At 67.1% G+C, this 19,089-nt stretch carries 17 protein-coding genes and 1 riboswitch; of the genes, 9 read left to right on the top strand and 8 right to left on the bottom strand.

Features of this window, described 5'->3' with window-relative positions; all coding sequences use genetic code 11:
• The 3 genes from QW881_RS02495 to QW881_RS02485 form a co-directional block, all read right to left on the bottom strand.
• Positions 1–1,014 carry an ABC transporter substrate-binding protein gene (locus QW881_RS02495; RefSeq protein WP_315756343.1) on the bottom strand — a complete coding sequence of 338 codons (1,014 nt, stop codon included), beginning with the start codon at positions 1,012–1,014 and terminating at the stop codon, positions 1–3.
• A gap of 223 nt (positions 1,015–1,237) precedes the next feature.
• The gene (locus QW881_RS02490; RefSeq protein ID WP_315756344.1) at positions 1,238–2,023 is read right to left on the bottom strand and encodes an ABC transporter permease; all 786 of its coding nucleotides are present in this window, start codon (positions 2,021–2,023) and stop codon (positions 1,238–1,240) included.
• 217 nt (positions 2,024–2,240) lie between these two features.
• Positions 2,241–3,047: an ABC transporter ATP-binding protein gene (locus tag QW881_RS02485; protein ID WP_315756383.1), complete on the bottom strand. Its 807-nt coding sequence runs from the start codon at positions 3,045–3,047 to the stop codon at positions 2,241–2,243.
• A gap of 130 nt (positions 3,048–3,177) precedes the next feature.
• Between QW881_RS02485 and QW881_RS02480 the strand changes: the two genes are divergently transcribed.
• Together QW881_RS02480 and QW881_RS02475 are read left to right on the top strand one after the other, a co-directional pair.
• Positions 3,178–3,972 carry an ATP-binding cassette domain-containing protein gene (locus QW881_RS02480; protein ID WP_315756345.1) on the top strand — a complete coding sequence of 265 codons (795 nt, stop codon included), beginning with the start codon at positions 3,178–3,180 and terminating at the stop codon, positions 3,970–3,972.
• Positions 3,969–5,525, top strand: a complete 1,557-nt coding sequence (locus QW881_RS02475; protein WP_315756346.1) for a glycine betaine ABC transporter substrate-binding protein — start codon at positions 3,969–3,971, stop codon at positions 5,523–5,525. The genes QW881_RS02480 and QW881_RS02475 overlap by 4 nt, the downstream gene beginning before the upstream one ends.
• Positions 5,526–5,663: 138 nt before the next feature.
• Here the strand turns inward: QW881_RS02475 and QW881_RS02470 are convergent, their stop codons facing one another.
• On the bottom strand, positions 5,664–6,059 hold the full coding sequence (locus QW881_RS02470) for a rhodanese-like domain-containing protein (protein ID WP_315756347.1): 396 nt from the start codon (positions 6,057–6,059) through the stop codon (positions 5,664–5,666).
• 237 nt (positions 6,060–6,296) lie between these two features.
• Here QW881_RS02470 and QW881_RS02465 point away from each other — a divergent pair, with 237 nt between their 5' ends.
• The 4 genes from QW881_RS02465 (at position 6,297) to QW881_RS02450 (ending at position 10,676) form a co-directional block, all read left to right on the top strand.
• Entirely contained in the window at positions 6,297–7,133 is an 837-nt protein-coding gene (locus QW881_RS02465; RefSeq protein WP_315756348.1) for an IclR family transcriptional regulator, read from the top strand.
• 17 nt (positions 7,134–7,150) lie between these two features.
• Positions 7,151–8,347 (top strand): CaiB/BaiF CoA-transferase family protein, encoded by a 1,197-nt coding sequence (locus tag QW881_RS02460; RefSeq protein ID WP_315756349.1) that lies wholly within the window; start codon positions 7,151–7,153, stop codon positions 8,345–8,347.
• 86 nt (positions 8,348–8,433) lie between these two features.
• The gene (locus tag QW881_RS02455) at positions 8,434–9,420 is read left to right on the top strand and encodes a tripartite tricarboxylate transporter substrate binding protein (protein ID WP_315756350.1); all 987 of its coding nucleotides are present in this window, start codon (positions 8,434–8,436) and stop codon (positions 9,418–9,420) included.
• 32 nt (positions 9,421–9,452) lie between these two features.
• Entirely contained in the window at positions 9,453–10,676 is a 1,224-nt protein-coding gene (locus QW881_RS02450) for an ABC transporter substrate-binding protein (protein WP_315756351.1), read from the top strand.
• Positions 10,677–10,724: 48 nt separating this feature from the next.
• Here the strand turns inward: QW881_RS02450 and QW881_RS02445 are convergent, their stop codons facing one another.
• The gene (locus tag QW881_RS02445) at positions 10,725–12,434 is read right to left on the bottom strand and encodes a sulfatase-like hydrolase/transferase (RefSeq protein WP_315756352.1); all 1,710 of its coding nucleotides are present in this window, start codon (positions 12,432–12,434) and stop codon (positions 10,725–10,727) included.
• A gap of 191 nt (positions 12,435–12,625) precedes the next feature.
• Positions 12,626–13,558 (bottom strand): DUF2380 domain-containing protein, encoded by a 933-nt coding sequence (locus QW881_RS02440; RefSeq protein ID WP_315756353.1) that lies wholly within the window; start codon positions 13,556–13,558, stop codon positions 12,626–12,628.
• A 189-nt stretch (positions 13,559–13,747) separates the two neighbouring features.
• Between QW881_RS02440 and QW881_RS02435 the strand changes: the two genes are divergently transcribed.
• Positions 13,748–15,157 (top strand): sensor histidine kinase, encoded by a 1,410-nt coding sequence (locus tag QW881_RS02435; RefSeq protein ID WP_315756384.1) that lies wholly within the window; start codon positions 13,748–13,750, stop codon positions 15,155–15,157.
• Positions 15,154–15,795: a response regulator transcription factor gene (locus QW881_RS02430; protein WP_315736899.1), complete on the top strand. Its 642-nt coding sequence runs from the start codon at positions 15,154–15,156 to the stop codon at positions 15,793–15,795. Before QW881_RS02435 ends, QW881_RS02430 begins: the two co-directional genes overlap by 4 nt.
• A gap of 31 nt (positions 15,796–15,826) precedes the next feature.
• Here the strand turns inward: QW881_RS02430 and QW881_RS02425 are convergent, their stop codons facing one another.
• Both QW881_RS02425 and QW881_RS02420 read right to left on the bottom strand, forming a co-directional pair.
• Positions 15,827–16,135, bottom strand: coding sequence for a hypothetical protein (locus QW881_RS02425; protein WP_315756354.1), 309 nt, complete (start codon positions 16,133–16,135; stop codon positions 15,827–15,829).
• Positions 16,135–16,992 carry an SDR family oxidoreductase gene (locus QW881_RS02420; RefSeq protein WP_315756355.1) on the bottom strand — a complete coding sequence of 286 codons (858 nt, stop codon included), beginning with the start codon at positions 16,990–16,992 and terminating at the stop codon, positions 16,135–16,137. Before QW881_RS02420 ends, QW881_RS02425 begins: the two co-directional genes overlap by 1 nt.
• A 542-nt stretch (positions 16,993–17,534) precedes the next feature.
• Here QW881_RS02420 and QW881_RS02415 point away from each other — a divergent pair.
• Complete coding sequence (locus tag QW881_RS02415; protein ID WP_315756356.1) at positions 17,535–18,647, top strand: DUF2336 domain-containing protein; 1,113 nt, start codon at positions 17,535–17,537, stop codon at positions 18,645–18,647.
• A 188-nt stretch (positions 18,648–18,835) separates the two neighbouring features.
• Positions 18,836–19,054, top strand: a riboswitch (cobalamin riboswitch).
• Positions 19,055–19,089 lie beyond the last annotated feature (35 nt).

Here is a 19,089-nt window from a genome sequence, read left to right as displayed (position 1 = left end):
CTACTTCGTGCCCTTCGCCTGTTCGACGAACTTGTTGGTGAAGGTCTTGCTGACGTCGACATTGGCCTTGGCGACGTCGGGCGAGCCGGTGCTGAACACCGCGAGCACGGCGTCGGCGCCCTTCGGGTCCATCTTGCCGGTCTGCGAGTACATCGGGATGGTGTTCTTCAGCGCCGCGAGATAGAGCGCCTTGTCCTTGCCGACCAGCTCCTCCGGCATCTTCGCCATGATCTCCTCCGGCGTATGCGAATGGATCCAGCCCAGCGTCGCCACGATGGCGTTGGTCAGCGCCTGCGTCTCCTTGTCATGGCCGGCAATCCAGGCCGCCGTCGAGTACAGCGCGCCGCCGGGATATTCGCCGCCGAACACCTCCAGCGTATCGTGCTGGGTGCGGGTATCGCTGAGGATCTTGAGATCCGGATGCTTGCCCTGCAGCACGGTGACCGAGGGATCGAGCATCACGGCCGCATCGATCTGGCCCTGCTCCATCGCGGCCACGGCGGTCGCGCCGAGACCGACGCCGATCACGGCCGTGCCCGAAGGATCGAGGCCGTTCTTCTTCAGCATGTATTTCAGGAAGAAGTCGGTCGAGGAGCCCGGCGCGCTGACGCCGACCTTCTTGCCGGCGAGATCCTTGACCGAGCTGATCTCCTTGTTGTGCGACGGCGCCACGACGAGCACGAGCCCGGGATAGCGGTCATAGACCACGAAGGACTGCATCTCCTGCTTCTTGGCGGCGAGATTGACGCAATGGTCGAAATAGCCGGAGACGACGTCGGCGCTGCCGCCGAGCACCGCCTTCAGCGCATCCGAGCCGCCCTTGAGGTCGACCAGCTCGACCTCAAGCCCGGCCTTCTCATATTCGCCGAGCTGCTTGGCCAGCACGGTCGGCAGATAGCACAGGCAGGCGCCGCCGCCGATTGCGATCGTGACCTTGGTGGCAGCGCTGGCGAGACCGGTGCTCAGCGTCAGCGCCAGCAGCGCGCCGGTGATCCGGCCCAACATCTTGTTCATTGATTTCCTCCGTTCATGTTATCGGTCAGATTAGGCGTGTGTGCTGTGAATGAGAAGGCCGCCCCGAATTGCCGCTGTCGTCCCGGCGAACGCCGGGACCCATACCGCGTGATGTCGCGGTTGGAGAAGACTGGTCATCGCGCGTGCCACAAACGACGGCCGGTGGTTATGGGTCCCGGCGTTCGCCGGGACGACAGCGGAGCATGTGGCGCCACGGCGACCATCATCGCCCATCCGCCGCATCCGGGCGCCACACCAGCAGCCGACGCTCCACCAGCGTCACGCAGATGTCGATCAGGATGACGAACGCCGACAGCACGAACATGCCGGCAAATACGCCGGCGACGTCGAAGATGCCTTCGGCCTGCTGGATCAGATAGCCGAGGCCGGCCGCGGAGCCGAGATATTCGCCGACCACCGCGCCGACGACGGCGAAGCCCACCGACGTGTGCAGCGAGGAGAACATCCAGGACAGCGCCGACGGCCAATAGACATGGCGCATCAGCTGCCGCTCGCTCATGCCGAGCATGCGAGCATTGTCGCGCACGACGGTCGAGACCTCCTTGACGCCTTGGTAGACGTTGAAGAACACGATGAAGAACACCAGGGTCACGCCGAGCGCGACCTTGGACCAGATGCCGAGGCCGAGCCACAGCGTGAAGATCGGCGCCAACACGACACGCGGCAGCGCGTTGGCCATCTTGACGTAGGGGTCGAACACGGCGGCCACCAGCGGCTTGCGCGCGAACCAGAAGCCGACCAGCACGCCGCCGAGCGAGCCGATCGCGAACGCCAGGATCGACTCCCACAGCGTGATCGCGAGGTGCTTCCAGATCGCGCCGGTGGCGAACCATTTGACGACCTGCGCGAACACGTCGACCGGGTTGGAGAAGAAGAATGGCGGAAGCCAGATGCGTCCAAACACGGGCACGGTGGCGAGCAGTTGCCACAGCGCAATTGCGATGATCGCGACGAGCAATTGCAGCGCGAGCAGACCGAGACGCGACATCACGCTGCTCCATGCGGTGTGGTGGGTACGAAGGTGAAGCCTCTCACGCCGCTCTGCTCCCCTCCCCCTTGCGGGGAGGGGTTGGGGGTGGGGGTGCCACGAGCACCAATCTTTGCTGGGTACCCTCCACCCCAACCCTCCCCCGCAAGGGGGGAGGGAGCGCACCGCCGTGGCCGAGAAGGAAGCGCGCGACAACTCAAGCCCTGCAAACGCCCCATCACACCGCCTCCGCCTGCTTGTAGGTCTTCTCGACCTCGGCCTTCAGCGTCTGCCAGATCTCGCGATGCAGCTCGTGGAACTCGTGCTTCATGCGCACCTCGAAGATGTCGCGCGGGCGCGGCAGCGTGACGCGCCAGTCGCCGATGATGCGCGAGGCCGGGCCGGCCGACATGATGACGACGCGGTCGGCGAGCGCGATCGCCTCCTCGAGATCGTGGGTCACGAACAGCACCGCCTTGCGGTCGGCATTCCAGAGATCGAGCAGCAAATTGCCCATGATCTGCCGCGTCTGCGCGTCCAGCGGCCCGAACGGCTCGTCCATCAGGATGATGCGCGGATTGCGGATCAGCACCTGGGCAAGGCCGACGCGCTTGCGCTGGCCGCCCGACAGCATGTGCGGATAGCGGTTGCCGAAGGCGCCAAGGCCGACCGAGGTCAGCCATTGCTGCGCCTTGGCGGCCGCATCCTTCGATGGTGTGCCCGCGACCTCCAGCCCGATCGCGACGTTCTCCAGCGCGGTCTTCCATGGGAACAGCGCATCGGCCTGGAACAGGTAGCCGGCGTCGCGATTGAGGCCGGCCAGCGGCTGGCCGAAGATCCGCACGCTGCCGGCCGCCGGCTTCAGCAGGCCCGCCGCCACGTTGAGAAGGGTGGATTTGCCGCAGCCGGTCGGCCCGACGATGGCGACGAACTCGCCGTCGGCGACGCTGAGATCCGCCGTCTCGACGGCGGTGTAGGTGCGTCCGCCGGCGAGACGGAATGCCACCGTCGTTCGCTCCAGTGCGACCGCGGCGGCCGTGGGCATCGTCACGTCCAGGTTCCTCCCCCGAGAATGGCCGGGACGGCTTAGCCGCTTGCGGGGCGAAGTTCAACGCGGCGGCCGGACGTGCTAGGTGTTCTGCCTGAGCCCAAGGCCAACCGTTCCACAAGGCCGCATGCAGCGCACGCCGTTCATCGTCTATGCCAATGTCCGCAAGAGTTTCCCCGGCGCGGCAGGCGCCGTGACCGCGGTTGACGGCGTATCGCTGGAGATCGCCGAGGGTGAGTTCCTGGCAATCGTGGGCGGCTCCGGCTCGGGCAAGACCACGCTGCTGCGGCTGACCAACCGCCTGATCGAGCTGGACGGCGGCACGATCCGGATTGCCGGCGAGGATATCGCCGGCCTCGATCCTGTCAGCCTGCGTCGCCGGGTTGGCAATGTGTTCCAGAACGGGGCGCTGTTTCCGCACATGACGGTTGCCGCCAATATCGGCATCACCCCCAGGCTGCTGGGGACCCCGCCGGCCGAGATCACCACGCGCGTCGACGAGCTGCTCGACCTCGTCCAGCTCGACCGCAAGGCGCATCGCGACCGGCTGCCGCACGAGCTCTCCGGCGGCCAGCGCCAGCGTGTCGGCGTCGCCCGCGCGCTCGCGGCGCGGCCGCGCATCGTGCTGATGGACGAGCCGTTCGGCGCGCTCGATCCGCTGACGCGCGATGCGCTCGGCGGCGACTATCGCGCGCTGCACGACAAGCTCGCGCTGACCACGATCATGATCACGCATGACATCACCGAGGCGCTGCTGCTCGCCGACCGCATCGCGGTGATGCGCGGCGGACGCCTCGTCGAGGTCGGCACGCCGGCCGAGCTCGCGGCCAGCCGCGAACCCTACGTGACGGAGCTGATGACGACGCCGCGCCGGCAGGCGGCGCGGCTGGTGGCGCTGCTGCCCGACAGCGGGGCGGCATGAGCATCCTGTCGGATCCACGCTTCGCCGAGGCGCTGTCGCATCTCGCCGACTATCTCGGCAGCCATCTGCGCGTCAGCATCGCGGCGCTCGCGCTCGGCCTCGCCATCAGCTTCCCGCTCGCGCTCGTCGCGCGCAATCGCCCTGCCCTGCGCAATCTGCTGCTCGGCGTCGCCAGCGTGGTGCAGACGGTGCCGGGACTGGCGCTGCTGGCGCTGTTCTATCCGCTGCTGCTGGCGCTGGCGGCACTGAGCTTGCGCTGGTTCGGCCTGTCGTTCTCGGCCTTCGGCTTCCTTCCGGCCATGCTGGCGCTGGCGCTGTATTCGATGCTGCCCGTGCTGCGCAACACCATCACCGGGCTGAACGGCGTCGACGCCAGCCTGATCGAGGCCGCCAAGGGCGTCGGCATGACCGAGCGCCAGGCGCTGACGATGGTGGAGCTGCCGCTGGCGCTGCCGGTCATCATGGCCGGCATCCGCACCGCGGCGGTGTGGGTGATCGGCACCGCGACCTTGTCGACGCCGATCGGCCAGACCTCGCTCGGCAACTACATCTTTGCCGGATTGCAGACCCAGAACTGGGTGCTGGTCGTGTTCGGCTGCGTCGCCGCCGCAGTGCTGGCGCTTGCGGTCGATCAGTTGCTAGCGCTGATCGAGCATGGCTTGCGCAGGCGCAGCCGCGCCCGCGTGGGCCTCGGCACCGCGACGATCGCGCTGATGGTCGGCGCCAGCCTGCTGCCCTCGCTCGCCGGCACGTCCGCGCGCTACGTGATCGGCGCCAAGACCTTCACCGAACAATATGTGCTGTCGGCGCTGCTCAGCGAGCGGCTGCAGGCGGCAGGCCTCACGACCACATCCCGCGCCGGCCTCGGCTCCAGCGTCATCTATGGTGCGCTCAAGAGCGGCGACATCGATCTCTATGTCGAGTATTCCGGCACGCTGTGGGCGAACCAGTTCCACCACACGGAGCAGCTGCCGCGCGTCGCACTGCTCGATGCGTTGAAGCAGGATCTCGCCAAGGACAAGGTCACCCTGCTCGGCGAGCTCGGCTTCGAGAACGCCTATGCGCTGGTGATGCCGCGCAAGAAGGCGGAAGCCCTCGGCATCCGCTCGATCGCCGACCTCGCGCGCCATGCCTCCGAGATGTCGATCGCCGGCGACTACGAGTTCTTCTCGCGCCCGGAATGGGCGGCCCTGCGCGACGCCTACGGTCTCGCCTTCCGCGCCCAGCGCCAGATGCAGCCGGACTTCATGTATGCGGCAGTCGCGTCCGGCGAGGTCGACGTCATCGCCGGCTACACCAGCGACGGGCTGATCGCGAAACACGACCTCGTCGTGCTCGACGATCCCAAGCAGGCGATCCCGCCTTACGACGCGATCCTGCTGCTGTCGCCGAAGCGCGCCGAGGACCACGCATTGCAGGATGCGTTACGGCCGCTGCTCGGCCGCATCGACATCGCGACCATGCAGCAGGCCAATCTGCGCGCTTCCGGTAGTGACGCACAGTCCTCGCCGCAGGCGGTGGCGCGCTGGCTGTGGAGCAAGATGTCGAAGTAAGCCCTGCCTTCGCAGCACGTCATTGCGAGGCGCGTAGCGCCGAAGCAATCCAGAGTCCTTGCGGAGCCCTGGATTGCTTCGCTCGCAATGACGGCGGTGGTTGGCGCGACGACCGCCGCACCAATCAGTTGGGCACGCTCACATCCCCGGCTCGATCGGCTTCTCCACCGCGCCGCCATTCTCGGCCCAGTCCTTGAACGCGCCGACGTTGAACACCTTGTCGTAGCCGAGATCCTTCAGCGTCTTGCCCGACAGCGCCGAGCGGCCGCCCGAGGCGCAATACAGGATCACGCTCTTGTCCTTGGCGAAATTCTTGTCGTGATAGGGCGAGTCCGGATCGGCGCGGAATTCGAGCATGCCGCGCGAAACGTGCACGGCACCGGCAATCTTGCCGCTCTTCTCGACCTCCGGCGCATCGCGCACGTCGACGACGAGGGTGTTGCCCTTGGCGATCATGGCCTGCGCCTCGGCCGGCGTGATCTTCGGAACCGCGGCGTTGGCGGCTTCCAGCATCTGCTTGACTGATGTCGACATCGATTGGCCTCCCGGACGTTGAGGCGGCACCGGTAGCGGGCCTCCACCCGCGTCACAAGCCACGATCGGGCGAGCATCGCGCGTGGCCACCGCACGTCCGACATTTGTCCATATAGTGGACGCATAATCATCACATCTACAAATATATGGACTCTCCAAAATTCCTGGATCATTCTCCGCCGCATGCCCGCAGCTCCACGATCCGCCCTCACCGTCCGCAATCGTGCCCTCGAAACAATGCTGGCCGACAGCGCCGGCGACGCCGCCTTTGCCACCACGTTGGCCAAGGGCCTCATCGTGCTGGAGGCGTTCGGGACGGAATCTCCCGTGCTCGGAAACATGGACATATCGGTGCGCACCGGAATTCCGCGGCCTACGGTCGCCCGGCTGACCCACACGCTCACCGAGCTCGGCTATCTCTCCTTCGACCAGGACCTCGCGAAATATCGCCTTGGTGTCCGCGCGCTGCGGATGGCGCATCCGCTGCTCGCCGACATGCCGTTCCGGCAGCTCGCACGGCCGCTGATGCAGGATTTTGCCGCCAGCGTGCGCGGCACCGTCTCGATCGGCCTGCTCGACGGCAACGCCGTGGTTTATGTCGAGACGGCGCGCTCCGGCGATGTCGGGCCGCACGTTCCCGACATCGGCATGCCGATCACCGTGGTCGCGACCGCGATGGGACGCGCGGCGGCCGCGATCCTGCCTCCAGCCGAAGCCGCGCGCTTCGACGCGCAGCTCGCCGCCGACGATGCCAGGCAATGGGCCAGCTTCCGCACGCTCTATTTCGACGGCATCACGCAATGTGCCGAGCGCGGCTTCTGCACCTGTGTCGGCGAATACATGCCCGCGATTCACGCCGTCGCTGCGCCGCTGCATTACGCGAACAGCTCCGGCCGCGCCTTCGCGATCAATTGCGGCATTCCCGCTTTCCGGCTGCAGCCGGGTCAGCTCGAGGCGGAGATCGGCCCGCGCATCACGGCGCTCGCCGCCAGCATCCGGGCGCTCATCAACGAAGCCGAGCCCGAGATCATCAGGCGCGCGCCGGAGCCGGCGCTTGCGGCCGAAGCCGGCTGAGACAGGTGCATCACGACATGGCCGGGCCACTCCAGGGTTTGCACGTTCTGGACATCGCGACGATCATCGCTGCACCGTTCGCGGCGACGCTGCTCGCCGACTACGGCGCCGAGGTTCTGAAGATCGAGATGCCGGGCCATGGCGACGGTGTCCGCACCTTTCCGCCGTTCAAGGACGGCAAGCCGCTGTGGTGGAAGACCGCCAACCGCAACAAGAGCCTCGCGACGCTCGACCTGCGCACGCCGGAGGGACTCGCGCTGTTCAAGCGGCTGCTGCCGCGCTTCGACGTCCTGATCGAGAACTTCCGCCCCGGCACCCTCGACCGCTGGGGCCTGACGAAAGAGGTGCTGTGGTCGATCCAGCCGCGCCTCGTCATCCTGCGCGCCACCGCGTTCGGCCAGGACGGGCCGTACCGCGACCGTCCGGGCTTTGCCCGCATCTTCGAGGCGATGGGCGGGCTCACCTACATCACCGGCGAGGCCGAGGGCGAGCCGACCCATCCGGGCTATCCGATCGGCGATGCCATCGGCGGCGCGTTCGGCGCACTCGGCGTGCTGGCAGCGTTGTGGAAGCGGGCTGTTGATCCCGAGGCGCCGGGCGAGGAGATCGACCTGGCGCTGACGGAGGCTGTGTTCCGGCTGCTCGACGTGCTGCCGGTCGAGCACGACCAGCTCGGCTTCAGCCGCAGCCGGATCGGCAATGCCAACGGCTACTCGGCGCCGGCCGCGGTCTATCGCACCAGCGACGATCGCTGGGTGACGCTCGCCGGCTCGACCAACGCGCTCTACGCCGCCAATTGTCGCGCGATCGATCGTCCCGACCTGATCGAGGATCCGCGCTTCGCGAACAATGCCTCGCGGGTGAAGCATGCGGCCGAACTCAACGCGATCTTCGCCGCCTGGTGCGCCGCGCATGACCTGGATGATGTCGTCGCCCGCTTCACCGCGGCCAAGGGAACGATCGCGCCGATCTACGCGATCGACCAGATCGCGGCTGATCCGCAGGCGATCGCGCGCGAGATGATCACGCGCGTGCCCGACCGCGATTTCGGCTCGGTGGCGATGTCGAACGTCGTGCCGCGCTTTGGCAACGATCCCGCCACGCTGCGCCATGCCGCCGGCGACGTCGGCCAGGACAACCGCGAGATCTACCAGGGCTGGCTCGGACTATCAGACCAGGAGATGGACGATCTCGCCCGCAGGAAGGTGATCTGACGCGGCGCGAGCAAAGACGACAAGGCGCGGCGAAGAACGCGCCGGAGCAGCCCGGACAAGGGATGCGGCAGACAGGGAGACGCGCGATGAGACAACCGACGATGACGCGCCGCGGCCTGCTCGGTGCAGGGGCCGCGCTGGCGCTGGGCTACGGCCATCGTGCACGAGCCGAGGGCGATTGGCCGACCCGCATGGTGCGGCTGATCTGCCCCTATGGCGCCGGCGGCGCCAGCGACATCTCGCTGCGCCTGCTGGCGACGGAGTTCGAACATCACCTCGGCCAGCAGTTCATCATCGAGAACAAGCCCGGCGCCGGCAGCCGCATCGCCAACGACCTCGTCGCCCGCGCCGCACCCGACGGCTACACCCTGCTCTACGCCGCCGCGCCCTACGTCACCGCCGAAGCGCTGTTCGGCAAGCTGACCTACGATCCGGTGAAGGACCTGCGCCCCGTGGCCGGCACCGTCGTTGCGCCGATCTTCCTGATGATCAGCGCCAACGCGCCGTTCAAGACGCTGGCCGAGCTCATCGCCTACGGCAGGTCCAAGCCCGAGGGCCTGACATTCGCCTCGCCGGGCGCCGGCTCGCAGCCGCATCTCGCGGCCGAGCTGCTGTTCCGCGACGCCAAGGTGACCGGCCTCAACATTCCCTTCCGCGGCGACTCGATGGCCTACACCGAGCTGCTCGCCGGCCGCGTCGATGCGACGCTGACCGCGATCAGCACCGCGCTGCCCTACATCCAGGCCGGCCAGTTCCGCGTGCTCGGCGTCGCCGCCACCGAGCCCAGCGCGATCTATCCGCAGGCGCCGACCCTGCGCGAGCAGGGCCTGCCGAACGTGGTCGCGTCGGGCTGGTACGGCTTCATGGCGCCGGGCGCGACGCCGCAGCCGATCGTCGACCGGCTGTCGCGCGAAATCCTCGCCGATCTCGCCGCACCCGAGGTGAAGCAGAAGCTGCTCGCCCAGGGGCTCGATCCGCAGCCGCGCGACGCTGCAGCATTCGGCCAGTTCATCGCCGACGAAACGAAGAAGTGGAGCGCGGTCATCCGCGACGCCGCCATCAAGGCTGAGTGAGTTTCACAAAAGATATTCAGGGAGTGGATGTGATGAGGATTGGGACCACCGCGCTGGCCGCGCTTGCTCTGCTGTCGCTCGCGGCGACCGCGCCGGCGTTTGCCGCCGAGAAGAAGTACGATACCGGCGCCAGCGACAGCGAGATCAAGGTCGGGCAGACCGTGCCGCTGAGCGGCCCGGCGTCGGCCTATGCCACCATCGGCAAGGCGCAGGCCGCCTATATCAAGATGATCAACGACCAGGGCGGCGTGAACGGGCGCAAGATCAACCTGATCCAGTATGACGACGCCTATTCACCGCCGAAGACGGTCGAGCAGGTGCGCAAGCTGGTCGAGAGCGACGAAGTGCTGCTGACATTCCAGATCATCGGCACGGCGCCGAACGTCGCCGTGCAAAAATATCTCAACATGAAGAAGGTGCCGCAGCTGTTCGCGGCCACCGGCGCCTCGCGCTTCACCGATCCCAAGAACTTTCCTTGGACGATGGGCTTCAATCCGAGCTACGTCGTCGAAGGCCGCATCTACGGCCAGTACATCCTCAAGACCCATCCCGACGCCAAGATCGGCGTGCTCTACCAGAACGACGATCTCGGCCGCGACTATCTCGCCGGCCTGAAGGCCGGGCTGGGCGACAAGGCCGCCAAGATGATCGTGGCCGAATCGTCGTACGAGATCACCGAGCCGACGATCGATTCTCACATCCTGAAGCTGAAGGACGCCGGCGCCGATCTGCTGTTCAGTGCCTCGACGCCGAAGCAGGCGGCGCAGGCCATCAAGAAGGTCGCCGAGCTCGGCTGGAAGCCGGTCCACATCGTCGACATCAATGCCAATTCGCTGGGCGCCACCCTGAAGCCCGCCGGGCTCGAGAATGCCAAGGGTCTGATCAGCGTCGGCTACGTCAAGGATCCGCTCGAGGAAGGCTTCAAGAACGACCCCGGCGTGCAGCGCTATCTCGCCTTCATGGAGAAATACTATCCCGACGGCGACAAGGGTTCGAACTTCAACGTCTATGGCTACATCACCGCCGAGCTCCTGGTCCAGGTGCTGAAGCAGTGCGGCGACGAGCTGACGCGAGAGAACGTGCTGAAGCAGGCCACTAACCTCAACCGTGTCGAGCTCGGCATGCTGCTGCCCGGCATCAGCATCACGACCTCGCCGACGGACTATCGCGTCAACAAGCAGTTGCAGATGATCCAGTTCGACGGCGCCCACTGGCAGAACATCGGCGGCATCGTCACCGACACGGCGGCGGAGTAGCAGCGGGCGTTGCAAACACGTTGCCCGGCCGACCTTGGCGTCGGCCGGTCACAGCCCCCGGATCAGCTCGGCGTCGATCAGCATGCGGTTGAAGCGGCGCGCCTCGGCGCCGTCGCCGCAGGCGTAGAACACGCCCTTGCAGCGGAGCATGATCTCCTTCTGCTCGACAAAGGACGGATCGAGCGGAATGCCGGCCGCCTCCAAGGTGACCAGCGGCAGATAGGCGGCGTCGATCCGATCCATCACGACCGCGCTCTGGCGCGGCTCGAAATTGACGGCATCGACGGCGTAATAGGTCTGATAATAGCGTGGATCGTAGCTTTCGAGCTTCTCGCCGATGCCGGCCTCGTCGAGCTTGGGATCGAGAATGTGCGGCGAGAACTCCGGCTGGTGATCGCCGTAGCGCACGATCAGGAACGGCTGGTCGCCGAAGCGCTTCTTCAGGCTGGCGAGGAAGCGCTGATAGTCCGTCGCGCTCATCGCCTGGCGGCGCAGATACTCATCGATCGAAGGCAGATTGCCGGGCGCTCGCCAGGATGGCGTCAGGTCGGGCCGGAACGTCGTCTCCCACGGGAAATGGTTGGCGGCGAGATAGACGAACATGAACAGCGGCTTTCCGCGCGGCCGGTGCTGCATCAGATCGAGCGCGGCATCGTAGAAGAAGCCGTCGGGCTCGACGCCCTTGGCGCCGAGATCGCGCGCGTCGAGGAAGCGGTCGACGCCCACCGTGGTCTGGAAGCTGCGCGCGCTCATGAAGGCGCCCTGCGCGGGATAGAGCGACACCGTGTCGTAGCCGCAATTGCGCAGCGCCAGCGGCAGGCCGCGCTCGACCCGGCCGGACGCGATCCGGGTCACGAAATAGGCGAAGCGGCCGAACGAGCGCGACGACAGGCCGGCCAGCACGTTGTACTCGGTGAACCAGCTCGGTCCGCCATTGCTCTCGGCCATGAACTGCCGCGCCTTGCCGTCGAACGACTTGAAATGGCTGCCATAGCGCGCTGGTACCTTGATGCCTGGCGCCGAGCGGATGTCGAAGCTCGATTCGTCGTGGATCAGCACGATGTTCGGCCGGCGCGCGGCCGGATGACAGGAATCCGGGACGAAGGCAGCCAGACTTCGATCAGCCGTGGCGTCGGATTCCATGAAGCCGTTGGCGAGGAAGTCCGACACCGCCGTGACGCCGGAGCGGGCGAATTTCGACAGATAGCCGTCGTCATAATAGCCGCGCCAGGTCTCGTCGCGCCAGTTGAGCGAATACAGTGTCAGCGCGGCGAGACACGCGAGCTTGCCAGCCAGCGCCGGCAGCCGCGCCACGCGGAACGGATCGGCCCACCACAGCAATCCCATCAGCGGCAGCACCACCGCCGCCGCCACCAGCACCGACAGCTTCAGGTTCGGGAAGATCGTGAACAGGAACGCTGCGCTGTCGTGATCGATCAGCATCACGTCGACGAAGTTCGCGGTCATCTGGACCACGGCGTGCTTGAGCTGCGACAGCAGCACCAGCACCACGACCATGGTCAGCGCCAACGCGCCAGACACCGCAGGCCGCCGCAGCAGCACCAGCCAGAAGCAGTTCAGGATGCCCCAGGCCAGCACGAAGCCGAGCCGCGAGCCGAAATCGGTCTCGGTGTGCAGCATCAGGGCCAGCGCCGCGACATGCGGCGCGGCGACGGCGGACAGCCGGACGGCCGCGGAGCGTGTTGCGCTCGCCGCGGCGAGCGTGGTGATCGGTTGGTCGTTCGGGGTCAGTGACATCAGGCGGTCGAATGCAGGCGCCCTTCGCCGGCGCATGCCGACAGATCAAGGAAGCCTATCCTGTCATCCGACCGTAATGAAATCGTCACAAATCACAACAGCCCGGATTTGCACGGAGGGCGGCGTGTCGTCTCGCGCCACGACGAGAGGTGGCATCACTGCCATCCTCGCGTACCGATCCTCGCCCTTCTTCAATTCTGGGTACCGGTCTCGAGCAGCCGCTCGCGCACCAGACGCACCGCGCCGCGACTCCAGGAATAATTGGCGCCGAGGCGCAATCCGCTGTCACCGGCGGCGACGAGCGCGCCACTGTCGGCCTGGCGGACACGAAAGCCGATGATGTATTCGGTGCGGCCGATCCGCCGGACGATGCCGAGCAGCGATTGCTGGGCGCCGACGGCGCGGGCCGCCCGGGCCTCGCAATCGTCGCACTCACGCACCGGCTGCCCCGGCTTGATCTCGCCGGCCGCGTCCACCAGGCGATAGCGCCCGGACTGCGCCAGCAGCTGCCGCACCGCGTCGGTCGCCTCCTGCAGCCCCTTCTGGTCGGATTCGGTCTCGCCGAGCGCCGCACCTGCGCTGGTGTCGTCGAGCTCGAACGGCAGCAGCGCCAGCCGGATCGGCTCCGGCGGCGCCAGCGCGTCACGGACCTGGCGCGAAACGAAGATCGCGGCGCGCTGCCAGGCCTCGTCGCTATCGCCGCGGAAGGTGAAGACCTTGTCGAAGACGACCCGATGGGAGGCGACGTCGATGGCCGCGGCGCGCGCCCACTGCACCAGCGTGGAGAGCTTCTGGACTCCGCCGGTGATCACGACGGTTGCGCCGGCCGCGGCCGCCATCTGCAGCCGGGCCTCCGGGGACGCATCGGTGGGACAGGACGGCGCGCAGGACGGGCTGACCGGCCGCAGCCGCGCGTCGGCGGCGACGTCGCTGCGGAGCGCGGCGATGAATGCATCCAGCCGCCGCTGATGCGCTGCGGTCTGATCGACCGGCTCGCCGGACGTGTCGAGATAGCTGAAATCGTCGACCAGCACAGCCGGGACATCGCCGGAGGCGGCGCGGACCGGACCGGCCGCGAAAGCAAGCGCGAGAACGAGACAACGGACGACGCGACGGTTCGACATGGGATCCCCCTGCAGAGATGTGTGGCGATCCAAGGCTAGACGCAGCGGCGCTATGGCCGCAGCGGCCGCGGTCCCGGCGCGGCACGGGAAATTTTCACGACGGTGACGGCGACCAGGCCGCAGCGCTTTTGGCCCAGGCGGTTCTGCCGTTAAATGCCGGCGGGCAGGGCTACCATGGACGTGCCGAAGATGTGGACCCGCTACGACCTCAAATACCGTCTGACACTGCGCATCTCGGTGGTCTCGGCGCTCTGCTTTGGGGCGATCTGCGCCTATGTGCTGTTCGACACCGACCGCTCGGTGCATGCGCGCAATGAGCGGATCGCCGAGATCACGGCCAGGACGCTGCAATTGCAGCAAAGCAAGATGCATTGGGTCAACAGCCCGCCGGCCGGCTTTCCCGACCTCGATGCGGTCGCCGCCGCCGCGATGCGACCGGGCCTGTGCATCGCCTATCGCGGCGTCGACGGCGCGATCGTGCAGCGCATCTGCGGCGGCGCCGAGGCGCAGACGGACGATCCGCCCCGCGCCTTCGCGATGCTGTATCGGCGGCTGTTCGATCCGGGCCGGGAAGCGGCACGGCCGGTCAGCTTTCGCGGCGAAACGACCGGCGATGCCGTCGTCTGGGCCGATGCCGGCGTCATGACCGCGGAGGCCTGGCGCGAGCTCAGCCGGCTGCTACCCGTGCTCGGGACGGCGCTGGCGCTGCTGTGCATTCTGGCCTACGCCGCGCTGGCCCGCGCGCTGCGCCCGACCCGGCTGATCCGCGCCGGGCTGGAGCGGATCGCGGCCCATGATCTGTCGGCACGGCTGCCGCCGTTCGACCTTGCCGAGCTGTCGGCGATCCGCGATGCCTTCAACCAGCTCGCCGAGGGGCTGGAGACAGCGCTGGCCCAGCGCAGCGAATTGACCCGGCGCCTGATTGCGCTGGAGGACGACGAGCGCCGTCACCTCGCGCGCGAGCTGCATGATGAATTCGGCCAGTCGCTGGCGGCGATCCGGGCGCTCGCGGCGTCGATCCGTCACAGCGCGGCGCAGGATTGCCCCGCTTTGGTGGGCGAATGCGACGGCATCGCGCGCACCGCGAGCGACATGATGGACCAGTTGCGCGGCGCGCTGATGCGGCTGCGCCCACCTGACGTCGACGAGCTCGGCCTCGCCGCCAGCCTCGAAGGTCTCGTCGCCGGGTGGAACAGGCGGCAGCACGGCCGCACCGTTTTCGAGATCAGCCTGTCGGGCGGCATCGACCGACTACCCGGCATCATCGCCACCAACCTCTACCGCATCGCCCAGGAGGCGCTCACCAATGCCGTCAAGCACGCCGGAGCGACGCGCGTGCGGCTGCAGTTGACGCTTCAGGACGGGCCGGCGAGCGCGACCGTGCTCACCGTCGAAGACGACGGTCCCGCAGGTGAAGCTCCCGACAAGCCGGGCATGGGCCTGCTCGGCATGCGCGAGCGCGTCGCCTCCATGGGAGGCCAGATGAGCTTCGCGGCCACCTCCGGCGGTGGCGCGCGACTCCGCGTCGAGATTCCGGTCCCGGCCTTGCCCGATCTCTCGCGTGCGCCGCCCCAGCCGGAAACGGCTTGCGCGGCATGACGGCGCCCGCCGGCACCATCCTGCTGGTTGATGACCATGCCGTGGTCCGCGAGGGCTACAGGTCGATGCTGCAGAAGCAGCCGGGGCTGCGCGTGGTCGCCGAAGCCGCCGATGGCGCCGAAGCCTACCGGCTGTTCAAGGAGGTCAGGCCCGATCTCGTCATCATGGACCTGACCATGCCGGGCGTCGGCGGCATCGAGGGTATCCGCCGCATCCGGCAATGGGATCGTAGCGCGCGCATCCTCGTCTTCACGATGCATGAGAATGCGGGCTTCGCGGTGCAGGCGATCCGCGCCGGCGCCCGCGGCTATGTCACCAAGAGCAGCCCGCCGGAGACGCTCGTGCGCGCCGTCATGGACGTGCTCGCCGGCCGCATCGCGATCAGCCCCGACATCGATCACGAGCTCGCGCTCAGCCGGCTCTCCGGCGAGCGGGCGGCCGCCGACGTCCTGTCCGCGCGCGAGTTCGAGGTGATGCAGATGCTGCTGGCCGAACGGACCACCGACGAGATCGCGTCAGCGCTGCATCTCAGCCCGAAGACGGTTGCCAACCTGCACTCGCTGATCAAGGACAAGCTCGGCGTCGCCAGCGACATCGAGCTGGTACGGCTGGCGCTGCGGCAGGGCCTGCTGACCTGAGCCCGCAGGGCTCACGTCAGCGCAGGGAATGTCAGGAGTCGTCGGTGTCGATCTGCGGCGTCGCGGCGGCTTCCGACGCTGGCTCCGTGACGGGATCATCGATCAGGTGAAACTCGCGCCCGAGCCGGCGCTGCACGCTCATCACGGCGCGGTCGATGTCGCTGATCAGGCTGTCGCCGAGAACGACGTGCGGGATCTCCCAGTTGCGGCCGCTGCGCACGTCGAGCGCATGAACGGCCGGCACGCGTGCCGTCTCGCACCCCGGCTGCGCGCGAATCTCCCCCTCGACCAGGCGGGTCAGCTCCGCCTGGGTCTTGCCGATGGTCGTCATCGCCGGCATCAGGCCCTGGTCGCCGGCGTCAGGCCGAGCCGCTTGGCAATGATGCGATCGACGGTCCGCTTCGGAAGCACCCGCACGATCCATTGCCTGATAGCATCGGGCGCGATCTCGTAGCGCACCCTGGGCGCCGGCAGGGTCAAGGCGTCGGCCACCCGCGCGGCGATGGTCTCGGCCGGCAGCCCGGTCTTGCCGAGATGCAGCATGAAGCCACGAATCTTCTGCAGCGCCGGGAAGAACGGCGAGGCCTGGTACGCCGACAGGTCGACCTCCTCGGCCTTGGCCCAGATCGGCGTCTTCACCGCCCCCGGCGCGATGACGATGACGTCGATGCCGAACAGCATCAGCTCGCGGCGCAGGCTCTCGGATAGCCCCTCGACCGCATGCTTCGAGGTCGAATACGGCGCCATCAGCGGGTTGCCATTGCGGCCCGCGACCGAGCTGATCATCACAATCCGGCCGCGCTCTCCCTTCATGGCCGGATCGGCGCCGAGCAGCGGCGCGAACGCCTGGGTCGCAATGACCGGACCGATGACGTTCACTTCCATCTGATGGCGAAACTGCTCGATCGGCAGCTCCGTCACCGGCCCCGCGACGGCGATGCCGGCATTGTTGACGAGACCGGCGAGCGTCTCGCCCTTGAGCGCCGCTCGCACCTCGCCGGCGGCCGCCTTCACCGCCGCTTCGTCGGTCACATCGAACAGCAGCGGCGTGAAGTTGGCGCCGAGCTCGCTGCGCAGACGGTCTGCATCAGCCTGCTTGCGAACGCTGCCGAACACGTGGAAGCCACGCGCGAGCAGGAGCTTCGAACAGGCGAAGCCGATGCCGGTGGAAGCCCCGGTGATGACGACGGATTTCATGGTGACCTCAACGATTTGCGCGGCGATTATCGCACGGGATGCGGCGCGATGCTGGCGCTGATTTTTCGCACGAGGTCATCCCCGCCGAGCCCGCCCCGGAACACCGGGAGACGGCACGCAGCGCACGGCGCACAGCAAAATGGCCGCGGCAAGATTGGGATTTAAGTTTCAATGCTTGGGAGGATGACAGCTGACGTGAGATCGATGGCAGCGAGCAAACTGGATGAAGGAAGGTCTGTGACCTTATGAGATCATTAACCTTTCCGTTTCGCTGGCCTGTCGTCACCGCGTCTGCGGGGAGGTGTTCGGGCCTCATTCCATCGCCTGTCCGGCGAATCTCCGGAAGACCGGCTCCAGCTCGTCGTCCCCCCTCTACGCGTATCGCCTTAATTTTCCGTATCCGTGTTTCTCCGGGGTACTACGTCCTCCGACCCTAACGCGTTGTTATCGCCCGTGCCGAAAACTGCTCCGGCCGAGAGCCTTGCAGCGGGATCACAAGCGCGTCGCTGTCGCTCCGGCCATCCGGACAAACGAGCGCGATCGTGTCACAGCCAGAACAGCTTCCGCCTTCAGAACACTCCATCATCACCGAGCTCGAAGAGGCCGTCCGCAGCGGCTCCTCGGCGAAGCGCGTCAACACGCTGCGCCAGGTCACCAATCTGTTCCTGCATGACGGCGAACGCCTCACCGAGGACCAGATCAAGGTGTTCGACAATGTGCTGTGCATGCTGGTCTCGCGAGTAGAGACCCGCGCGCGGGCCGAGCTCTCCAAGCATCTCGCGCCGGTCGACTACGCGCCCGTCGAATTGATCCAGCAGCTCGCCCGTGACGACGAAATCTCGGTGGCCGAGAGCGTGCTGATGCACTCGAGCCGGCTGACCGAGCATACGCTGGTCGAGGTCGCGGCGACCAAGGGCCAGGATCACCTGATGGCGATCTCCAGCCGTCCGCATCTGACCGAGGCGGTGACCGACATCATCGTCGACCGCGGCGAGCGCCGGGTCATCCGCAAGCTCGCCAACAACCAGACCGCGCGCTTCTCCGATACCGGCTATTCCGGGATGATGGCGCATGCCGCGGATGACGACGAACTGTCCGAGATCATCGGGCTGCGCGTCGACCTGCCCACCAAGCACCTGCGCGACCTCTTACGCCGCGCCACCGAAGCCGTGCGCGCCAAGCTGATGGCCTCGGCGCCGCCAGCGTTGCAGCAGGAGATCAAGAAGATCCTCAAGGCCATCGCGGACGTCGCGCGCAGCGACGGCGGCCTGGTCGGCCGCGACTTCACGCTGGCCGAAGAGGCCGTCAAGCGCATGAAGGGGCTGAACGAGCTCAACGATGCCGCCATCGCCTTCTTCGCCGAGACCCGCCGCTTCGGCGAGGTTTCCGCCGCACTCGGCCTGCTCAACAACGTGCCGACCGAGATGATGGCCAAGGTGCTCGAAGGCCCGCGCACCGACATCGTGCTGATCCCCTGCCGTGCCGCCAGGCTGGCCTGGTCGGTGGTGGCGAAGATCCTGACCCACCGGCCGATCAAGCACGCCATCGACAGCGACACCCTGAAGCTCGCCGAGCGCGACTATGCCCGGCTGTCGCTCGACACCGCCCAGCGCACGCTGCGGTTCTGGATGGTGCACAACAAGGTCGAGAAGTGAGCGGGTGCTCACAAGACGCAATCCTCATCAGCAACGACTCGCGAGCCTCCTCATACTCCGCTGTCGTCCCTGCAAACGCAGGGACGACAGCTATGGTTGTCGCAGGCGGCCGGGCATCATCAAGCCGACCGGCCAGCGTTATCGCCAGGAGATCACCGGGCGCCGGATTGACTTTGGTGCGCCCGCACTCCTACGCTGATCGTGACGGTGCCCCTCGACCGGGGCTCAAAAGGGAATGCGGTGCCGGATGCGTCTCGCAAGAGACGAGATCGAAGGCCGCAGCTGCCCCCGCAACTGTAAGCGGCGAATCTCGCGTCATAGGCCACTGGGAAATCTCGGTCCCGGGAAGGCGACGTGGAGGTGACGACCCGCGAGCCAGGAGACCTGCCGTCAGCCGTGGTCACACGCGAGGATGCCGGTCGGGGCGTTATTGGCATCGTTT

The organism is Bradyrhizobium sp. SZCCHNS3016, from assembly GCF_032484535.1.
GTDB lineage: Bacteria > Pseudomonadota > Alphaproteobacteria > Rhizobiales > Xanthobacteraceae > Bradyrhizobium.
Note: the sequence above shows the minus strand (reverse complement) of the source record. Positions and strands in the feature narration are given on the sequence as shown.